The sequence below is a fragment of the Acinetobacter qingfengensis genome, from assembly GCF_008693185.1.
Classification (GTDB): domain Bacteria; phylum Pseudomonadota; class Gammaproteobacteria; order Pseudomonadales; family Moraxellaceae; genus Acinetobacter; species Acinetobacter qingfengensis.
The window spans coordinates 87,247-106,297 of record NZ_VXKN01000003.1; the positions used below are offsets into that span (position 1 = coordinate 87,247).

Here is a 19,051-nt window from a genome sequence, read left to right on the forward strand (position 1 = left end):
AGTTTTAATTCTCTTGCATGGTTTTCAGGCTTTGCACCTGTTCAGAAGTTTTCCCGAATCGGCGCTCTCGATGCGCAAAAGATTGTAAAATCTGATCAAACTCCCGAATCGTAAAATCCGGCCATAAAGTTTCGGTAAAAAATAGTTCTGCGTAAGCAGATTGCCAGATCAGGAAATTAGATAAGCGATAATCCCCACCCGTGCGTATTAGTACATCTACAGGTGGCAAATCACTCAAACAAGTGTAATGATTAAATAAATTTGCATCAATTTGATCCGGCTGAACTAGACCTGCCTGCACTTTGATTGCAATTTGCTGGGCAGCCTGAGCAATGTCCCACATCCCACCATAGCTCATGGCAATGGTTAATGTCATGGCAGTATGATGTGCTGTTGTTTGCTCAGCTTCGAGCATTAATTGCCGTAACTTAGCAGATACTTTGCTGCGATCGCCAATAAAACGCAAGGCAATATTATATTTTTCCATTCGAGGCATTTGTTCATGAATCGCCTCCTCAAGCAACACCATAAGTAATGCCACTTCCTGCTCAGGGCGATTCCAGTTTTCACTGGAAAAGGCAAAGACTGTTAATGCTTCTATGCCAATTTCACGACAATGCTCAACAATCGGATCAAGTTGATTTTTACCGACACGATGACCTTCACCCGTAGCAAGGTGATTTTTTTTACCGTAACGATTGTTGCCATCCATGATGATGGCAACATGCCTGGGAAGCTGATGAAGTTGTTGAGTCAATGCATTATACCTGCAGCAACTCAGCTTCTTTTGCTGCCAAACGTTTATCAATTTCCGCAATAAATCTATCAGTTAATTTCTGAATTTCATCACCTGCACGGCGCTCATCATCTTCAGAAATTTCTTTTTCTTTCAATAAATCTTTGATATCACCTAAAATATCACGACGAATATTACGGATAGCAACCTTGGCATTTTCAGCTTCAGAACGTGCCAATTTTTGCATATTACGACGTGTTTCTTCTGTCAATGCTGGCAATGGTACTCGAATCGCATCTGCTGTGATTGGGTTTAAGCCAAGATCACCTTCACGAATGGCTTTATCAATGGCAGAAACCATAGTGCGCTCAAAAGGTTGTACAATCAATGTGCGGGAATCTTCCACGCCGATATTGGCAACCTGATTCAGAGGCACATCTGAACCATAATAAGGAACCATTACACCATTTAGCATAGAAGGATGCGCACGACCTGTACGTACTTTGGCAAAACCCTGTTCTAAAGACTCAAGGCTTTTTTGCATACGTTGTTCGCCATCTTTTTTCAGATCATTAATCATGGATCATTCCGTATTGGTTTTCAAAAAATTTGTCTATTATAAAATGCTTTTGTACAAAATGCGCCATTAATTACTGACGCGAGTACCTTCATTTTCGCCCATAACAACTGACAATAACGAACCATTCTTATTCATATCAAAGACTTGTAACGGAACATTATGGTCACGACACAAACAAATTGCCGTTAAATCCATCACACCAAGTTTTTCATCAAGCACTTGATCGAATGTTAAATGATCATATTTCACAGCATCATCATATTTATTTGGATCTTTATTATAGACACCATCCACTTTAGTGGCTTTTAAAATCAATTTAGCTTCAATTTCGATACCGCGTAAACATGCTGCCGTGTCTGTAGTAAAGAATGGATTACCTGTACCTGCAACAAATACACAAACCTCACCATTGTTTAAGTGCCGAATGGCATCACGACTTGAATAAGGTTCAACCACTGTACCAATTTCCAATGCAGACATTAACCGAGTTTTGATATTACGACGGACCAATGCATCGCGCATTGCCAAACCATTCATTACTGTGGCTAGCATTCCCATCTGATCACCGGTTACACGACCAACCAGACCATCTTTTTGCAATTGGCTACCACGATATAAGTTACCACCACCCACAACAATGCCAACTTGTACGCCTAAACCTACCAGATGGGCAATTGCTAAAGACATTTGATCAAGGACTGTTGCATCAATCCCCATTTCACGATTACCAGATAAGGCTTCACCAGATAATTTAAGCAAGATACGTGAGTAGCGAGGGCTTTTTTCGCTCATATTCAACTCCAAGAGATATTTTAATCTGATTTATGATGTACAGAATTAAGCATTCTGTACACGAATTAATTTGGCAAATAAGTCATATTCATCAGCATCTGTGATTTCAACTTCGAGTAAATCACCTGATTTAATAAGATTACGGTCAATATCTTCAACAAAAACATTGCCATCAATTTCTGGTGCATCAGCATAGGAACGAGCTACTGCAACAGGATAATCCAACTCTAGCTCATCTACCAATACAGTCATGGTTTGACCGATACGTTGTTGTAATTTTGCTGATGAAATTTCCTGCTGTACTTGCATAAAGCGGTCGAATCGCTGCTGTTTAATTTCTTCCGGAACCGGATCTGGTAAATCATTGGCCGTTGCACCTTCTACAGGTGAATAAGTAAAACAACCCACACGATCCAGTTGTGCCTCTTTTAGCCATTCTAATAAATATTCAAAATCCTGTTCTGTTTCACCCGGAAAACCAACCACAAAGGTTGAGCGGATAACCAATTCAGGACATTTTTCACGCCATGCTTTAAGACGCGCTAAGGTATTTTCACTGTGCGCAGGTCGTTTCATTAATTTTAATACATTCGGGCTGGCATGCTGAAAAGGAATATCCAGATATGGCAATATTTTCCCTTGCGCCATAAGTTCAATTGCAGCATCAACATGTGGATAAGGATAAACGTAATGTAAACGTACCCAAATCCCCAATTGCCCCAAAGCTTCACATAAATCCAAGAATTTGGTTTTTAAAGGTTGGCCATTCCAGAAATCCAACTTATATTTGGTATCTACGCCATAAGCAGAAGTATCCTGAGAAATCACCAGTAATTCTTTTACTCCGGCACGTTTTAAAGCTTGTGCCTCATTCATGACATTCCCAATCGGGCGAGAAACCAAGTCACCACGCAAACTTGGAATAATACAAAATGTACAGCGGTGATTACAGCCTTCAGAAATTTTTAAATAGGCATAATGTTTTGGGGTCAGGCGAATGCCCTGTTCTGGAACCAGATCAATAAATGGATTATGTTTTGGTGGTGGTGGCACATACTCATGCACTGCTTCCATGACATCTTGATAAGCCGCAGCACCTGTAACTTTTAAAACATTCGGGTGCATCTGACGTATTTTATTTTCATCTTTTCCCAAACAGCCGGTCACAATGACTTTGCCATTTTCATTAATTGCCTCTCCGATGGCATCCAAAGACTCTTGTACGGCAGATTCAATAAAACCACAAGTATTGACCACGACAAGATCAGCACCGTCATAATCCTGTGCAACCTGATAACCTTCAGTTTTCAACTGTGTTAAAATACGCTCAGAATCAACCAGTGCCTTTGGGCAACCTAAAGAAACAAAACCAACTTTGGGGGACTTCATTCACACACACTCCGAAATAATCCGCATATTGTAAGGCGTTTTAACAGAGAAAAATAGTCAACCCATGCAGATGAATGATTGCATTATTTTGGTGCAAACCATTAATCCAATAAAAATAATGAACCAAATTAGTGCATTTTAAAATATAATACCCTTTCCTTTAAAATATGTTTATCACTGTACTGAATCAAAAATATCAATAACATCGAGATATGATTTGTTTTAGTGCAAATATGAACCATCATTTATAAGTTGGCTTAATTTTTGCAGAAAAATATCCATTCTTAAATGACATCATGGTTCCATTTTGAACAGATTAATAATTATGCGCTATTTTTACACTTGGATATAATGCTCTATGAATGTGCGCACCAATATCGACTATAAAATGATGATTGATCATTTAGCAACAGCCGTACTGATTGTTAATGGTGATCTCACAGTACATTACATGAATTCATCTTGTGAAACCCTTTTTGAAATTAGCTATTTAAGAATTCATTTACAGCCAATTGCACAATTTATCGAGCTAAATGACAGCCACTTTACCTTTACTGAAGCATTAAAAAAGACATTACACACCTATCAGCCCTATACGCATCGAGAAGCGCTACTCAGTATTGGTCTAAAGGATCGATATGTTGATTACACAGTATCCTTATTGCCTACTTCTGCCCAACATCCAGACCCATTACTACTGATTGAATTCCAATCAATTGATCGTTTATTAAGAATTTCCAAAGATGATTTACAGGATCAACAACATCAAGTTGCCCGCCAATTAATCCGAAGCATGGCCCACGAAATTAAAAATCCTCTTGGCGGTATTCGGGGTGCAACTCAATTACTGGCACGCAATGTCAAAGATCCACATATTAATGAATACACCGAAATTATTATCAATGAAGTGGATCGTTTGCGTAATCTTGCCGATACCATGCTGGGTTCACGTCAGCTACCAAGTTATGAACCTGTCAATATTCATGAACCACTAGAACGTGTGCGCTCACTGGTTCTGAGTCAAACCAAAAATAAAATTCCAGTACTTCGGGATTATGATTTATCTTTACCCGATATTATTGCAGATCGTGATCAACTGATTCAGGTAATCCTAAATATCAGTGTGAATGCAGTACAAGCCATGACTGAAAACAAAGCATTTTATGTGGATAAAAAACCACAACTGATTTTCAGAACCAGAATTCAGCGTCTGGTTACGATTCAGGGCGTTCATCATCGTAGTGCTGTACGTGTTGATATTGAAGATAATGGCCCCGGAATTCCACCTGAAATTATTGAATCAGTATTTTATCCAATGGTCACTGGGCGAGCCAATGGCACTGGTTTAGGATTAAGTATTGCACAGAATATTATGCGCCAACATCAGGGAATGATTGAATGTAATTCAGAAGTTGGCCGCACCATTTTTAGCTTATATTTACCTTGGGAGAATAAATCGTGACACGTAATAAAATCTGGGTAATTGATGATGACCGGGCCATGCGCTGGGTTCTGGAAAAAACGTTTAAGGAAGAAGGTTTTGATGTCACAAGTTTTGAAGAAGCACAAAGTGCGCTGGATTTGTTACTTACCAATCAACCTGATGTCATTTTAACTGATATTCGTATGCCGGGTATGGATGGCTTAAACTTTTTATCTAGAGTTAAAAGTAGCTATCCTGAATTACCTGTAATCATCATGACTGCACATTCGGATTTAGAATCTGCTGTTTCCAGTTATCAAACTGGTGCATTTGAATATTTACCAAAACCATTTGATATTGATGAAGCATTGGCACTGGTCAATCGTGCAATCTTACACATTACCAAACTACAGCAGCAAGAAAACACCAAAACCAGTATCGCTTTACCTTCCACTGAAATCATTGGTGAATCTCCAGCAATGCAAGAAGTTTTTCGGGCAATTGGTCGTTTATCACAATCTCACATTACCGTATTAATTAATGGTGAATCCGGTACAGGTAAAGAATTGGTTGCGCATGCGCTACACCGCCACTCGCCACGTAGCAATAAACCATTTATTGCATTAAATATGGCAGCCATTCCAAAAGATTTGATTGAAACCGAACTTTTTGGTCACGAGAAAGGAGCATTTACCGGTGCCAATACACAACGTCAAGGGCGCTTTGAACAAGCCAATGGCGGCACCTTATTTTTAGATGAAATTGGCGATATGCCCTTTGAAACACAAACTCGTCTACTGCGTGTGCTGGCCGATGGTGAATTCTATCGTGTAGGTGGACATATTCCGGTTAAAGTCAATGTACGTATCGTAGCTGCAACACATCAGGATTTGGAAAAACTAGTTCATGCAGGCAAGTTCCGTGAAGATTTATATCATCGCCTCAATGTTATTCGCATTCATATTCCAAAACTTGCTCATCGCAATGAGGATATTCCAATGCTTGCGCAGCATTTTCTTGCTCAAGCCGCCAAAGAACTTGCTGTTAGTCCCAAAATCTTAAAATCTGAAACAGTAACATATCTACAGCAATTACCATGGCCTGGGAATGTCAGACAATTGGAAAATACTTGTCGTTGGTTAACTGTTATGATTACTGGTCGAGACATTTATCCAGATGACTTGCCTAGCGAATTAAAGCAAATTCCAATTGAAGAAAAAACTTCAACGATAACACCCGCCATATCAGCAATCAGTCACAATACAACATCAACTACGCCTAACTCAACAGCACACTTCACGGTATCTGCATGGGATGAATTACTAGAGCAATGGGCTGTCGAAAAACTGCAAAATGGAGAAATGAAGATTCTTGACATCGCTACGCCAATGTTTGAACGAACCCTAATTCAGGCTGCACTTGCTCAAACTAAAGGCAGAAAACGTCATGCTGCCGAATTATTAGGCTGGGGACGCAATACGCTTACTCGTAAGCTGAAAGAATTAGGAATGGATTCAACGGACGACGATGAAGAGTAACGCTTAAATAAACCTTAAGATATCAACATATCTCAAGGAAAAATAATAGCCACTTACTATCATTTTCCATAAAAGCTGCTGAGTATTTGATTATCCATATTCAGCAGCTTTATTTTATATCTTACTTGTGTGTATTAGCTTTTCCAAAATTCTCTACAGCAAGGCGCTATAAGCAATAGATACTCTATGTTAAAATAAAAACATAATCCTTATATGGGTATTTAGCAAAAGATGAAATCAACCACACTCAAACAATCCAACCCATCCACTACACGTGGTACAGAACGTTGTGCATTATTGTTTGAAGTGGCTACAGATCTTTTTCTAAAACATGGTTTTAATAATGTTAGCCTTGATCAAATTGTAGAACAGGCTGGTGGCTCAAAAGCAACAATCTATAAATATTTTGGGAGTAAAAAAGGATTATTTCTGGAAATATGTAAATCAAGATGTAATCGCTTCACCACACAGATTGAACAAGCTTTTCAGCATCATCATAGCGATTTCAAATTACAATTAAAAAATTTATTAAATGACTTATTTAAGGCATTTACTGATGAAAAAAGTTCAGCTTTTGCAAAATTACTGGTTTTAGTTTCTCAGGAAAACCCTGATCTATCTCAAGAACTTTATAACCTTGGCCCCAAACATGCGCACCAGTTACTCGCAAAGCATTTACAAAAAGCCCATGAGCAACATCAAATTTATTGTTCCAACCCGCACAATTCTGCAGTTTATTTACTGGGATTTTTCCATAATACGCACTGGCGGATTATGGTTGGCCTACCGCCATTAGATGAAAATGAGAATATTGAACAACAGATTGATTATATTGTGAATATTTTTATTGAAGGACACCAACCACCAAGTAATTTTAAAATTTAACGCAACAATATTTTAATTACACCATCATGATTTACCCTAAAAACAACAAAAAACAAACCCGCTTATTTTCATAAACGGGTTGTTGATTCACATAAAATTAATCTTTAATTCTAGTTGCTAATTTGATGACTTAATTTGATTTTGTACTTGTCCGATCATGTGCTTCTTTACCCCAGTTAAATTTCTGCGCACAGATCCCCAAGATAATAATCACAATTGCCAATCCAGAAGTATAAGTCACTTCTTTAAAATATGTTCCCTCAACTAACATTACGATCAATGCAGCAATAATAGAAACAATCACCAGATAAGTTAGCCATGGAAATAGCCACATTTTGAAATCCAGTTTTACACCTTCGCTTTCCTGCTTTTTACGCATACGAAGTTGAGATAATGCAATTACTAAGTAAACATACAATGCAACCGCACCCGTCGCACACATAAGCGAATCGTACATATCCATACTATCTGTTGCAGTTAAAACAACAGCAACCAATGGAAAAATAACTGAGACCAACACACCAACCCATGGACTGCTTTTAATGTTGGTATATGCAAAACTTTTTGGCGCATCACCACGTTTAGATAATGAGAACATCATACGTGAACAAGTATATAAAGCCGAGTTAAAGCAGCTACATACCGATGTTAATACTACAAAATTGACAATTTGACGTGCATAAGGAATACCTAGGATATCCAGCGTAACACTATAAGTACCCCAAGTTGGATCTTTCAATAATTCATTATTATGTGGAATTAATAAAACCGTAATGAGCATAGAACCCACATAAAATAGCAAAATTCTCCAAACGATTGAGTTAGAAGCTTTACGAATTTCATGCGTTGGATTTTCTGATTCTGCAGCTGCGACAGTTACAATCTCAGCGCCCATATAAGCGAACATCACCCCAAGCAAAGCCGTAACAACCGCAGAAAAGCCATTTGGCATTAATCCCTGCTCGGCAATGTAATTATGATGTAAAACTTCCTGATTACCCCAAGGCCACAAGTGCATAACTGCAAGGCTACCCACCACAAGGAATAGTACAATTGCAATCACCTTAATCAAAGCAAACCAGAATTCAAATTCACCGTAATTTTTAACATTCTGAAAATTGACCCAGGTCAAAGATACGATCACAAATAACATATATCCCCAGATTGGAATCATTGGAAACCAGCTATTTAAAATCTTACCAGCGACATAGGCTTCCCATCCCATCAATAATGTCCAGAAACTCCAGTATAGCCAACCGATGGTAAAACCTGCCCAGCGACCAATAGCACGTTCTGCATACGTTGAAAATGAACCGCTATCTGGATTGGAAATGGCCATTTCACCAAGCATACGCATGACGAATAACACCAGTAGACCACCTATTGCATAAGCAAGGACTGCACCAGCACCAGCACTATAAATTGCCTTACCAGACCCAACAAACAATGCCCCACCAATTACACCAGCAATAGAAATCATGGTGAGGTGGCGTGATTTCAGCCCACCTGATAAATTAGATTGTGTACTCACAATATGCCGTACTCCTATACTTGTAATAAAACCGATAATCCCTGGGATAATGAGATCATGATCATGTCATCAAATGAGGTCATTTATTTACATGATCATCGAATGTGCGCTTAATTTCTCGCATTTTTAAGTCACTGACGAGAGCCATTTTCGCATTGAAAGAGAGTACCAATTACATATTTGACTTGACAACACATCCATCGCTCGTTCAAAGCAAAAATAAAGCAATTCGACTATAGTAGAATATAGTTATTTTTTATAAAAATAACATCAAAAAATTGAATAATTTCATTATTTTTCAATATCTTATTTAAAAATACAAATTAATTTAAATCAATGCTGCTATATAGAATACAAATATTTATTTGATGATTAATTAAGCATAATCATCAAATAATGTGAAAAAAACTTGTTTTTTAATGGTGCCAGCGATATGATTTTCTATTCATTTTTTCATTTTTAACCAACAAATTAATTGTTATTTTAGCAATTAGGTGGAGTAAATATGGCTCTACGTCACTTTTTAACATTACGTGATCTTACCCAATTTGAACTTAAGCAACTTCTTGTTCGCGCCAGTGAATTACGACAAATGCAGAACAAAGGTGAATGCTACCAACCTTTTTCCGGTAAAGTCATGGGGATGATTTTTGAAAAATCCAGCACCCGTACACGTATTTCGTTTGAAGCCGGCATGAGCCAATTTGGTGGTTCCGCAATTTTCTTATCACCAAGAGATACCCAGTTAGGCCGTGGCGAGCCTATTGAAGATTCGGCACGTGTCATTTCTCGTATGCTAGACATTGTAATGATTCGTACTTTTGGACATGATATTGTTGAAAAGTTTGCAGCATATTCCTCTGTTCCGGTTATTAATGGTTTAACAGATGATCACCACCCTTGCCAATTGTTGGCCGACCTACAAACCTATATTGAACATCGTGGCAGTATTGAAGGAAAAACTGTAGCATGGATTGGTGATGGTAATAATATGTGTAATTCCTATATGGAAGCAGCACATATCATGGGTTTTAAACTTAACATCGCTTCACCACAAGGTTATACACCTAAAGAAGAGTTTTTAAGTGAATTTTCCCATTGTGTAGAACTAGTTGACACACCTGAAGACGCAGCCGCAAATGCTGATTTGATTGTTACAGATGTTTGGGCAAGCATGGGGCAAGAAGAAGAACAAAAACTTCGTGAACAAGCTTTCGCAAATTATCAAGTGAATGAACAGCTTATGGCATTAGCGCACAAAGATTGTCTGTTTATGCACTGCTTACCTGCACATCGTGGTGAAGAAATTTCAGCAACCATGCTGGATCATCCTAATGCTGTTGTTTGGGATGAAGCAGAAAACCGCTTACATGCACAAAAAGCACTAGTTGAATTTTTATTAAATCAAGCAAAAATTTAATTCCATTTATATTTACAAAGAGGGTTTATAAATAATGATTCAAGGTGATTTATTTCCACCTGAAACAACAACATCATCCATTTATATTCCTGCTGCACTCTGGCAACGGTTGTCGAAATCCAAATTTCGCAGCCGTTTTCGCCTAAATACAAAAGATAAAAATTATGCAAAAATAAAAGGCATAACTATTATTGAACAGCATGCCCTTAATTTTATTCAAAAACGTCTTGCCCCAGCAATCATTACCAATGATGGTAAACAAACACCAATGCGTGGACATCCCGTATTTGTTGCACAGCATGCCACTGCAACTTGTTGTCGTTCTTGTCTGGAAAAATGGCATCATTTTCCACAACATCAAAAACTTAATGCTAAGCAAATTCAATATATTCAAACTGTGATCATGTTCTGGATAAATCAGCAAGATTGTTTCTAATTATGGCAAAAATAGTATAAATATTTTTTATGTTTCACGACAAATCAATATAAAAATATCTGGGTACAACAATAATTTAGCGAACAAAACCTTGCGGCTGCAAAATAATTAATGCTGCACCGATTAATACCACACAACCTCCACCAATATCCCACCAGCTTAAACGGACCTGATCAACATAACGCAACCAGATCAATGCCATACTGATATAAATACCACCGTATGCCGCATAAACTCGTCCCGTGGCTGTCGGATGCAAAGACAATAACCAAACAAAAATCGATAAACTTAAAATTGTAGGTAGCCACAACCATGCAGATTTATGTTCTCTTAAAATGAGATATGGCAAATAGCAGCCTACAATTTCTGCTATTGCCGTGCAAATAAACAAAAAAAATGTGATAACAATTCTGGATAAGTCCAAGTCTTTACTTACTCATTATGCTGGTTGTGGGCGATGTTCTTCAATGACTGTTAATTTTAAACCATCCTGTCCGCTATCTTTAGAGTAAACAGAAACATTAACCGTACCGCCTTGTAGCAGATCACCAAATAAGATCATTTCTGCCAATGGTTTTTTCAACTGGTCTTGGATGAGGCGTTGCATTGGACGTGCGCCCATAAGCCTGTCATAGCCCTTTTCAGCCAACCAGTCACGAGCAGCCTGATCTACTTCCAGCACCACTTGTTTATCGTCTAATTGCGCTTGTAATTCTGTCAAAAATTTATCCACAACAGAATCAATTACAGTGGTTGGTAAAGCTTTAAATTGAATCACGCCATCCAGACGATTTCTAAACTCAGGTGTAAACGCACGTTTCATGGCTTCCGTGTTATCAGTGCTATTATCTTGTTCTGTAAAACCAATACTGGTTCTGGAAATACTCTCTGCACCAATGTTGGTGGTCATTACCAGAATAACATTTCTAAAGTCTGATTTACGTCCATTGTTATCGGTAAGTGCACCATGATCCATAACTTGAAGCAACAGATTAAACACATCCGGATGTGCCTTTTCAATTTCATCTAGTAATAAAACACAATGTGGCGTTTTATTGATGGCATCAGTCAATAATCCCCCTTGATCAAAACCAACATAGCCCGGGGGTGCGCCGATTAAACGGGAAACCGCATGGCGCTCCATATACTCAGACATATCAAAGCGTACCAGTTCCACACCCAGAATTTTTGCGAGCTGACGGGTAACCTCAGTTTTGCCTACACCGGTCGGACCTGCAAAAATAAAGCTACCAATTGGTTTATCTGGTGATTTTAGTCCCGCCCGAGATAACTTAATGGCTGATGCCAAAGCAGTAATTGCTTCGTCCTGACCAAATACCACTCGTTTTAAATCTCGCTCCAAATATTGCAGTACAGATTTGTCATCCTGTGACACTGTTTTGGGTGGAATACGCGCAATTTTGGAAACAACGTCTTCAATTTCAGCTACACCAATATGTTTGGTTTCACCTTCGGCATGTAAACGTTGCTGTGCACCAGCTTCATCAATAACGTCAATCGCTTTATCTGGTAAAAAACGTTCATGAATATATTTCGCAGATAATTCAACCGCTGCAGTTAATGCTGCATCGTCATATTCAACATTATGAAATTCTTCAAAACGTGTTTTTAAGCCTTTCAGAATGTCTATTGTTTCCGTAATGGTTGGTTCAACCACATCAATTTTCTGGAAACGGCGGGACAATGCATGATCTTTCTCAAAAACCTGACGGTATTCCTGAAAGGTTGTAGAGCCAATGCAGCGTAATGAACCATTTGCCAGCGCAGGTTTAATTAAGTTGGAGGCATCCATGGTACTTCCCATAGATGAACCTGCACCAATAATCATGTGAATTTCATCAATAAATAAAATCGCATGTGGCTTTTTCTTTAATGCATTCAGTAACTGTTTCAAACGTTTTTCAAAATCACCACGATATTTGGTTCCGGCAACCAGTGCTCCAATATCCAAACTGTAAATTTCTGCGTCAGCCAGTGGTTTAGGCGCTTGCCCCTTAACAATTAACCATGCCAAACCTTCTGCAATTGAAGTTTTACCTACGCCAGGATCACCTACCAACAATGGGTTATTTTTACGGCGGCGACATAAAATTTGTGCTGTACGTTCAATTTCTTTTTGTCGGCCAATTAAAGGATCGGTTTTGCCAGCTTGTGCTTCTTGATTCAAATTGACAGTATATAATTCTAGCGGCCCAGCATTACTGTTACTTAATTGACTATCCTGTTCTGTTTCTTCGGTTTCCTCTTCAGCCGGTGCATCCTCTTTGCGTGCACCATGAGAAAGGTATTGGGTCAAATTCAGTCGATTGATTTGCTGACGTTTAAGTAGATACACGGCAAATGAATCACGTTCTGAATACATGGCAACCAGTACGTCTGCGCCTTCTACAGCACGATCTCCACCGCTGGATTGCACATGAAAAATTGAACGTTGCAAGATACGATCAAAACTTTCGGTCGGGTGCGGTGCCTGATCAGCAGTTTCTGGTAATTTTGGTGTGTGCTGATCAATATACTCTTCAATTTCTTTTCTTAAGTTAACAATATCCCCACCACATGCTTTCAGTGCGGTAACGGCTGAATCATTATCCAAAAGAGCCAGAAGTAAATGTTCTACTGTTAGAAACTCATGTCGTTTTTGACGAGCCATGCTAACAGCCAAACGCAGGGAAACTTCTAAATGACGACTGAGCATGTGATGACCTCTTTTCTATTCTTGTGGCTCAATCTGGCAAAGTAATGGATGTCCTTGAGATCGAGCGTAGTTATTTACTTGGTTTGCTTTGGTTTCAGCAATATCCCGAGGATAAATGCCAGCAATACCTTTTCCTGTATGATGTACAGTTAGCATTACTTGGGTGGCGTGGTCAAGGTCTAATGAGAAATATTCTTGTAAAATTTCAATAACGAAGTCCATTGGAGTGTAATCGTCATTAAGTACAACAACTGCATACAATGGTGGTTGCTTAAGTTGCGGTGGTGCAGTCATGACATTGGTGTCATGATCTCCATCACTTTGTTCCTGCAATTCAATATGGGCAGTGATTGGTACGTGTGGTAAATGCCAATCAATCAGTCCTGAAGCCATAAAGCGCTGTTTCATCATTTCAAGTGATGGACGGTTGTGTTTTTTAAATTGCTTTAACCAGTTGTGCGACATAACGACTCTTTATTCAGCATTCGCTTGCGTTTTTGGAATTTCGGTAATAAATGCAGAGGATTCAATTTCCTGCTTGCCTTTTTGCCAAATAAAACGCTGTGTTATCGGTTCACCCGCAGCATTTAAATGGACTTCAATAAATTGTGGGTTAAAACCATTTGGCATGGTCCAACGCCCTGTTAATCGTTCATAATTATCAAAATTAAAGTTTGCACTTTCCATTGGAATAACCACAACTTCTGTACCCTGAATCAAATGTAATTCAGCTCGTCCTGCAATGCGCCGATTATTAGGGCTTACCTGTACCAGATCAAGCACATATTCATAAGCATTTCCCGGCAATGGTTTCACTGCTAAATTTTGAATTGTCAGGCTTAAACCACCACGTTCTCGCAACTTTTGTCGATATGTATTACTCAAAGATTCTGAGAGATTTTTGTCTTGTTTGGCTTGATTTAAACTATCACTAAGCTGTTTGGCATTATCTATGGCAACATCACGTTCCTGTGTTGCAGTATTTAACGCCACACTTACCGAATTCAAGGATTGTTTTTGTTTTTCAACAATTTCTGCCAGATCCTGTGCATCGGCATCGTACCCTACAGCGGTAAGTCCTTGTTTATGCCCTACATTGTAGCCTACAGCAAGACTTCCTCCAGCAAGCACAATTGCCGCAGCAATCAAGGCTTTACTCTGACTTAAATAAGACTTTTTTGCTGGTTGCTCAATTACAGAATTTTGATCTGACTGCTCTGTATTGTTCATAATAACCACGGGCACCTGAATAAAAGTTCACACTTCACATTGTCACCCAAAGTAGAAATGGATTTGTGATGTGCGAACATCTTAACAAAAAAACTTTCATTATGTTGACATTTTCATAGGTCGCCAACTACAAGCCAAATTCAGAAGTCATCTTAGACTAAATCTCAATTTTTCTTGTCTATTAAGGCAACAGCCCTATACTGGTCAGACCAAATGATTCCTGTAAACCAAACATAATATTCATATTTTGAATCGCTTGGCCAGCAGCACCTTTGACCAAATTATCTTGTGTCACAATAATCACTAGACGTTGTGCTGTTGGTTGATGTAACGCAATACGCAAATAATTTGCACCACGTACACTACGAGTTTCTGGGTGACTATTGGCTGGCATTACATCTACAAAAGTTTCATTCTGATAAAAATCTTCAAATATTTTTTGTAGATTTGCGACTTGTCCAGCATCAGTTAGGCTGACATAAATGGTGGATAACATACCACGAATCATTGGCACTAAATGTGGCACAAAAGTTAAATCATCAAATACACGCTCTTGTCCTGAAATATGTTCCAGTGCTTCTATAATTTCCGGGTGATGGCGATGTCCAGCAACACCATAAGCTTTAAAATTGTCTGTATTTTCTGTATAAATCATTGACATACTGGCTTTACGTCCGGCACCTGAAACACCCGATTTAGCATCAATAATAATATTTTTAAAATCAATAAGCTGCTCAGTCGATTTAAGCAATGGCGCCAACCCCAATTGTACTGTTGTTGGATAACATCCCGGATTACCAACAATCTGAGCAGTTTTAATTTTGTCACGGTTAAGTTCCGATAAACCATACACTGACTGCTTTAATAATTCAGGGCATTCATGTTCTATGCCATACCATTTTTTAAAACTATCTAGATTTTGTAAACGAAAATCCGCAGCAAGATCAATAATTTTGACACCAGCTTCTGTTAAAGCCTTGGCATGTTTCATGGCCACGCCATGCGGTGTGGCAAAAAACACCACATGACAGGTTTTTAGCTGCTCAATATCAAGTGGACTAAACTCCAGATCCAGTATGCCACGTAGGCTTGGAAACATGTCTGCAATTTTGACACCAGCTTCTGTTCGTGAAGTGAGCATTTTAAGACGGGCTTGTGGATGCTGTAAAATCAGCCGAATTAATTCAATGCCTGTGTACCCCGTACCACCAACAATACCTACATCAATCACAGTTGTTTCCTTATAAAAAACATTATTCATAGTATGACAGGATGTGCTTTTAAACTAAATGCTGAAATTTTATAAAGTTGAGCTTTTCTCTCAATTTTATTTATTTACTTTGCCACCATACCGGTAGTTTAAAAGTTTTTACTTCACGTTGCTTCGATTTTGCTGCCGGATACATGTGTTCCAGTAATCGCCAAAAACCTGCTTGATGATTCATTTCTCGAATATGTGCTAGTTCATGCAACATGACGTAGTCGGCATAATCCCGAGGCATTAACATTAACCCAGCATGTAGCATGATGTTTTGATCATGGCTACAACTACCCCAACGGGTTGTTGGTGTAGCAATACGAATCTGCCTCACTGCTAAATGATGTCGCTGAGCATATTGCCTAAGTTGTTGTGGCAGGATTTTTTTTGCCTGTTGAATCACATAATGGGTTAAAGCCAGTCCTGCCTTATCTTGGTGAATATACAATCGATTTGATGAAGGCTGTTCCAAAAAATAAGAATCATCTAAATCAATATAATCAATATGTACAGGTTTCAGACCAAAGTTCAAATGTAATTGAGAAGGTAAAGATTGTGGTTGTACTGCATCGCTCTGAACAGTTTTTTGTTTTAGCCAGGTTTGCTTTAACCAGACTTTGGTATTTTCCAGAAAAACCATGACTTGTCGTCTGGAAGCAAATGGTGGAACAGTCAGGCGGATTCCTTTGGTGGAAACCGCCAGTTTCAGTTGCTTGGCACGAGGATGCACAGCAACTTTAATGGCTGGTAGTTCTGGATCAATAATCATTCAGCGTGACGTACTTCAATGCCATGATCAGTTGCAACAATGGCAATATTTGCCGGCCTTAAAGCAAAAATACCATTGGTCACTACACCAGGAATATTATTGATGGTCTGTTCGAGTTCAATCGGATTAAGAATATTCAGATTATAAACATCCAAAATCACATTACCATTGTCTGTCACAACACCTTCTCGATATGCTGGATCACCGCCAAGGCTTACCAGTTTGCGGGCGACAGCCGAACGTGCCATAGGAATTACTTCTACCGGTAATGGAAATTCTCGTCCCAACTGGGTAACCCATTTGGAATCATCAACAATGCATACAAACTCTCTGGCAACAGAAGCGACAATTTTCTCACGGGTTAAGGCTGCACCACCCCCCTTAATCATGTGTAAATGCCGATCAATTTCATCTGCACCATCTACATAAGCATCCAGACTTCCGACATGATTCAATTCAACAACTTCTATCCCCAGTTTTTTCAGACGTTCTTCGGTTGCTTTTGAACTTGCTACAGCAGCTTCAAGTTGTAACTGTGGCAATAAATCAATTAAAAAATTTACGGTACTTCCCGTACCTACACCCAAAATACCTCCTTTAGGAAGTTGGGTAACTGCGGCTTCTGCGGCAGCCTGTTTTTTTGCATCCTGAGAAGAATATAAACTCATAAAGAATAATCTCTGTTGAAGATGATTAAAATCACGTTAAGCACAGCCGAAAGCTGATAGATTTGCTACAATATCGCCTATTTTAATGCTAAAGGGAAAGAATGTCATGCTGTCTCATTGGGTTAGACAAATTTTACAAGCAACTGTTTACGATGTTGCCATCGAATCCCCGCTTGAGGCTGCACCCAAAATTAGTCGGCGTTTAAACAACGACATTCGTTTTAAACGTGAAGATTTACAACCAGTCTTCTCGTTCAAATTACGTGGTGCATATAACCGTATCAGTCAAATTCCAAAATCACAATTACAACGTGGTGTGATTTGTGCATCTGCGGGTAACCATGCACAAGGTGTTGCACTATCAGGAAAAAAACTAGGAATCCCTGCCATTATTGTGATGCCAAGCACTACACCGGACATTAAAATTGAAGCAGTTAAAGCGCTTGGTGGTACCGTAGTATTACATGGGGATAGCTTTGATGTTTCCAATCGTTATGCGCAGCAACGTGCTAAAGATGAAGGCTTAATTTTTATTCCACCTTATGATGATGAACTGGTCATTGCTGGACAAGGTACCATCGCTGCAGAAGTATTACGTCAATGGCGTGACGTAGAATATGTCTTTGTTGCTGTCGGTGGTGGTGGCTTGATTGCCGGAGTAGCAGCATATCTGGGCGAAGTTGCACCACACGTTAAAGTCATTGCTGTTGAATATGAAGAATCCGCATGTTTAAAAGCAGCACTTGAAAGCAATGAACGTGTTGTCCTACCACAAGTTGGATTATTTGCCGATGGCACTGCTGTTGCACAAATTGGTGCTCTACCATTTGATGTTATCCGCATGCAAAAATCAGATCATTCCGGCACTATTGTTGACCCTGATGTTATTACCGTAAATACTGATGAAATTTGTGCTGCGGTCAAAGATATTTTTGATGAAACCCGAAGTATTGTTGAACCTTCCGGTGCATTAGCACTTGCAGGCATCAAAAAATATATCACCCAACACCAGTTACAAGGCAAAAAAATGTTGTCAATTGTCTGTGGCGCCAACATGAATTTTGATCGCTTACGCTACATTGCGGAACGGACTGAACTTGGTGAACATCGTGAAGCAATTTTTGCCGTAACTATTCCTGAACAAAAAGGTTCATTTCTGGAGTTTTGCCGAGCTTTGCAGGGACGTAATATTACTGAATTTAACTACCGTTGTAGTGGTAATCTTGCACAGGTATTTGTCGGTATTAGCCTGAAAGGTGGTGAAGTTGAACGTCAGGATATTTTCAACAACCTGAAACAACATTATGATGTTGCCGATCTATCCGATGATGAAGTTGCCAAACTGCATATTCGCTATCTCATCGGCGGTCATGCCAATCTTGATAATGAACGTTTGTTTCGGGTTGAATTTCCCGAACGCCCAGGAGCATTATTGACCTTTCTTGAACGTCTTGGCCCACATCATAATATTTCGCTATTCCATTATCGCAATCATGGTGCAGCCGAAGGTCGTGTATTGTTAGGCTTACAATCAGATATTTCGGAACCAGATGATTTGATTGAAACGCTGGAAAACATTAATTACCCATTTGTGGAAATCAGTGAAAATGAAGGCTATAAACGCTTTTTAAAATAAATCACTTTGAGGCTGAATGACAATGACGCATTCAGCTTTTTTTA

At 39.0% G+C, this 19,051-nt stretch carries 18 protein-coding genes; 6 read left to right on the top strand and 12 right to left on the bottom strand.

Features of this window, described 5'->3' with window-relative positions:
- Positions 1 to 4 precede the first annotated feature (4 nt).
- From uppS to rimO, 4 genes are all read right to left on the bottom strand, one after another.
- Positions 5 to 757, bottom strand: a complete 753-nt coding sequence (gene uppS / locus F4V57_RS05335; protein ID WP_081409149.1) for a polyprenyl diphosphate synthase — start codon at positions 755 to 757, stop codon at positions 5 to 7.
- A gap of 4 nt (positions 758 to 761) precedes the next feature.
- The gene (gene frr / locus F4V57_RS05340) at positions 762 to 1,316 is read right to left on the bottom strand and encodes a ribosome recycling factor (protein ID WP_070068939.1); all 555 of its coding nucleotides are present in this window, start codon (positions 1,314 to 1,316) and stop codon (positions 762 to 764) included.
- Between the two features lie 66 nt (positions 1,317 to 1,382).
- A complete protein-coding gene (gene pyrH / locus F4V57_RS05345; RefSeq protein ID WP_070068938.1) occupies positions 1,383 to 2,108 on the bottom strand; it encodes a UMP kinase in 726 nt (241 codons plus the stop codon).
- A 45-nt stretch (positions 2,109 to 2,153) separates the two neighbouring features.
- Positions 2,154 to 3,497 (bottom strand): 30S ribosomal protein S12 methylthiotransferase RimO, encoded by a 1,344-nt coding sequence (gene rimO, locus F4V57_RS05350; protein ID WP_070068937.1) that lies wholly within the window; start codon positions 3,495 to 3,497, stop codon positions 2,154 to 2,156.
- Positions 3,498 to 3,855: 358 nt separating this feature from the next.
- Here rimO and glnL point away from each other — a divergent pair, with 358 nt between their 5' ends.
- The 3 genes from glnL (at position 3,856) to F4V57_RS05365 (ending at position 7,343) form a co-directional block, all read left to right on the top strand.
- Complete coding sequence (gene glnL, locus F4V57_RS05355; protein WP_070068936.1) at positions 3,856 to 4,959, top strand: nitrogen regulation protein NR(II); 1,104 nt, start codon at positions 3,856 to 3,858, stop codon at positions 4,957 to 4,959.
- Positions 4,956 to 6,458: a nitrogen regulation protein NR(I) gene (gene glnG / locus F4V57_RS05360; RefSeq protein ID WP_070068935.1), complete on the top strand. Its 1,503-nt coding sequence runs from the start codon at positions 4,956 to 4,958 to the stop codon at positions 6,456 to 6,458. Before glnL ends, glnG begins: the two co-directional genes overlap by 4 nt.
- 231 nt (positions 6,459 to 6,689) lie before the next feature.
- A complete protein-coding gene (locus F4V57_RS05365) occupies positions 6,690 to 7,343 on the top strand; it encodes a TetR/AcrR family transcriptional regulator (RefSeq protein WP_070068934.1) in 654 nt (217 codons plus the stop codon).
- A 130-nt stretch (positions 7,344 to 7,473) separates the two neighbouring features.
- Here the strand turns inward: F4V57_RS05365 and F4V57_RS05370 are convergent, their stop codons facing one another.
- Complete coding sequence (locus tag F4V57_RS05370; RefSeq protein ID WP_406564510.1) at positions 7,474 to 8,874, bottom strand: amino acid permease; 1,401 nt, start codon at positions 8,872 to 8,874, stop codon at positions 7,474 to 7,476.
- A 505-nt stretch (positions 8,875 to 9,379) separates the two neighbouring features.
- Between F4V57_RS05370 and argF the strand changes: the two genes are divergently transcribed.
- Both argF and F4V57_RS05380 read left to right on the top strand, forming a co-directional pair.
- Complete coding sequence (gene argF, locus F4V57_RS05375) at positions 9,380 to 10,294, top strand: ornithine carbamoyltransferase (protein WP_070068932.1); 915 nt, start codon at positions 9,380 to 9,382, stop codon at positions 10,292 to 10,294.
- 34 nt (positions 10,295 to 10,328) lie between these two features.
- A complete protein-coding gene (locus F4V57_RS05380; protein WP_081409148.1) occupies positions 10,329 to 10,730 on the top strand; it encodes a DUF4186 domain-containing protein in 402 nt (133 codons plus the stop codon).
- A gap of 76 nt (positions 10,731 to 10,806) precedes the next feature.
- Here the strand turns inward: F4V57_RS05380 and F4V57_RS05385 are convergent, their stop codons facing one another.
- The 7 genes from F4V57_RS05385 to rpiA form a co-directional block, all read right to left on the bottom strand.
- A complete protein-coding gene (locus tag F4V57_RS05385; RefSeq protein ID WP_070068931.1) occupies positions 10,807 to 11,154 on the bottom strand; it encodes a YnfA family protein in 348 nt (115 codons plus the stop codon).
- Positions 11,155 to 11,169: 15 nt separating this feature from the next.
- Positions 11,170 to 13,446, bottom strand: a complete 2,277-nt coding sequence (gene clpA / locus F4V57_RS05390; protein ID WP_070068930.1) for an ATP-dependent Clp protease ATP-binding subunit ClpA — start codon at positions 13,444 to 13,446, stop codon at positions 11,170 to 11,172.
- Between the two features lie 15 nt (positions 13,447 to 13,461).
- Positions 13,462 to 13,911 carry an ATP-dependent Clp protease adapter ClpS gene (gene clpS, locus F4V57_RS05395; RefSeq protein ID WP_070068929.1) on the bottom strand — a complete coding sequence of 150 codons (450 nt, stop codon included), beginning with the start codon at positions 13,909 to 13,911 and terminating at the stop codon, positions 13,462 to 13,464.
- Between the two features lie 9 nt (positions 13,912 to 13,920).
- Positions 13,921 to 14,676 (bottom strand): DUF6776 family protein, encoded by a 756-nt coding sequence (locus F4V57_RS05400; RefSeq protein ID WP_070068928.1) that lies wholly within the window; start codon positions 14,674 to 14,676, stop codon positions 13,921 to 13,923.
- Between the two features lie 181 nt (positions 14,677 to 14,857).
- A complete protein-coding gene (argC, locus tag F4V57_RS05405; protein WP_070068927.1) occupies positions 14,858 to 15,907 on the bottom strand; it encodes an N-acetyl-gamma-glutamyl-phosphate reductase in 1,050 nt (349 codons plus the stop codon).
- A 100-nt stretch (positions 15,908 to 16,007) separates the two neighbouring features.
- Positions 16,008 to 16,703 carry a M48 family metallopeptidase gene (locus F4V57_RS05410; protein WP_070068926.1) on the bottom strand — a complete coding sequence of 232 codons (696 nt, stop codon included), beginning with the start codon at positions 16,701 to 16,703 and terminating at the stop codon, positions 16,008 to 16,010.
- Positions 16,700 to 17,371, bottom strand: a complete 672-nt coding sequence (gene rpiA, locus F4V57_RS05415; RefSeq protein ID WP_070068925.1) for a ribose-5-phosphate isomerase RpiA — start codon at positions 17,369 to 17,371, stop codon at positions 16,700 to 16,702. Before rpiA ends, F4V57_RS05410 begins: the two co-directional genes overlap by 4 nt.
- Positions 17,372 to 17,477: 106 nt before the next feature.
- On the opposite strand from rpiA, the gene ilvA reads away from it, so the two are divergent.
- Positions 17,478 to 19,007: a threonine ammonia-lyase, biosynthetic gene (ilvA, locus tag F4V57_RS05420; protein WP_070068924.1), complete on the top strand. Its 1,530-nt coding sequence runs from the start codon at positions 17,478 to 17,480 to the stop codon at positions 19,005 to 19,007.
- The last annotated feature ends 44 nt before the right edge of the window (positions 19,008 to 19,051 follow it).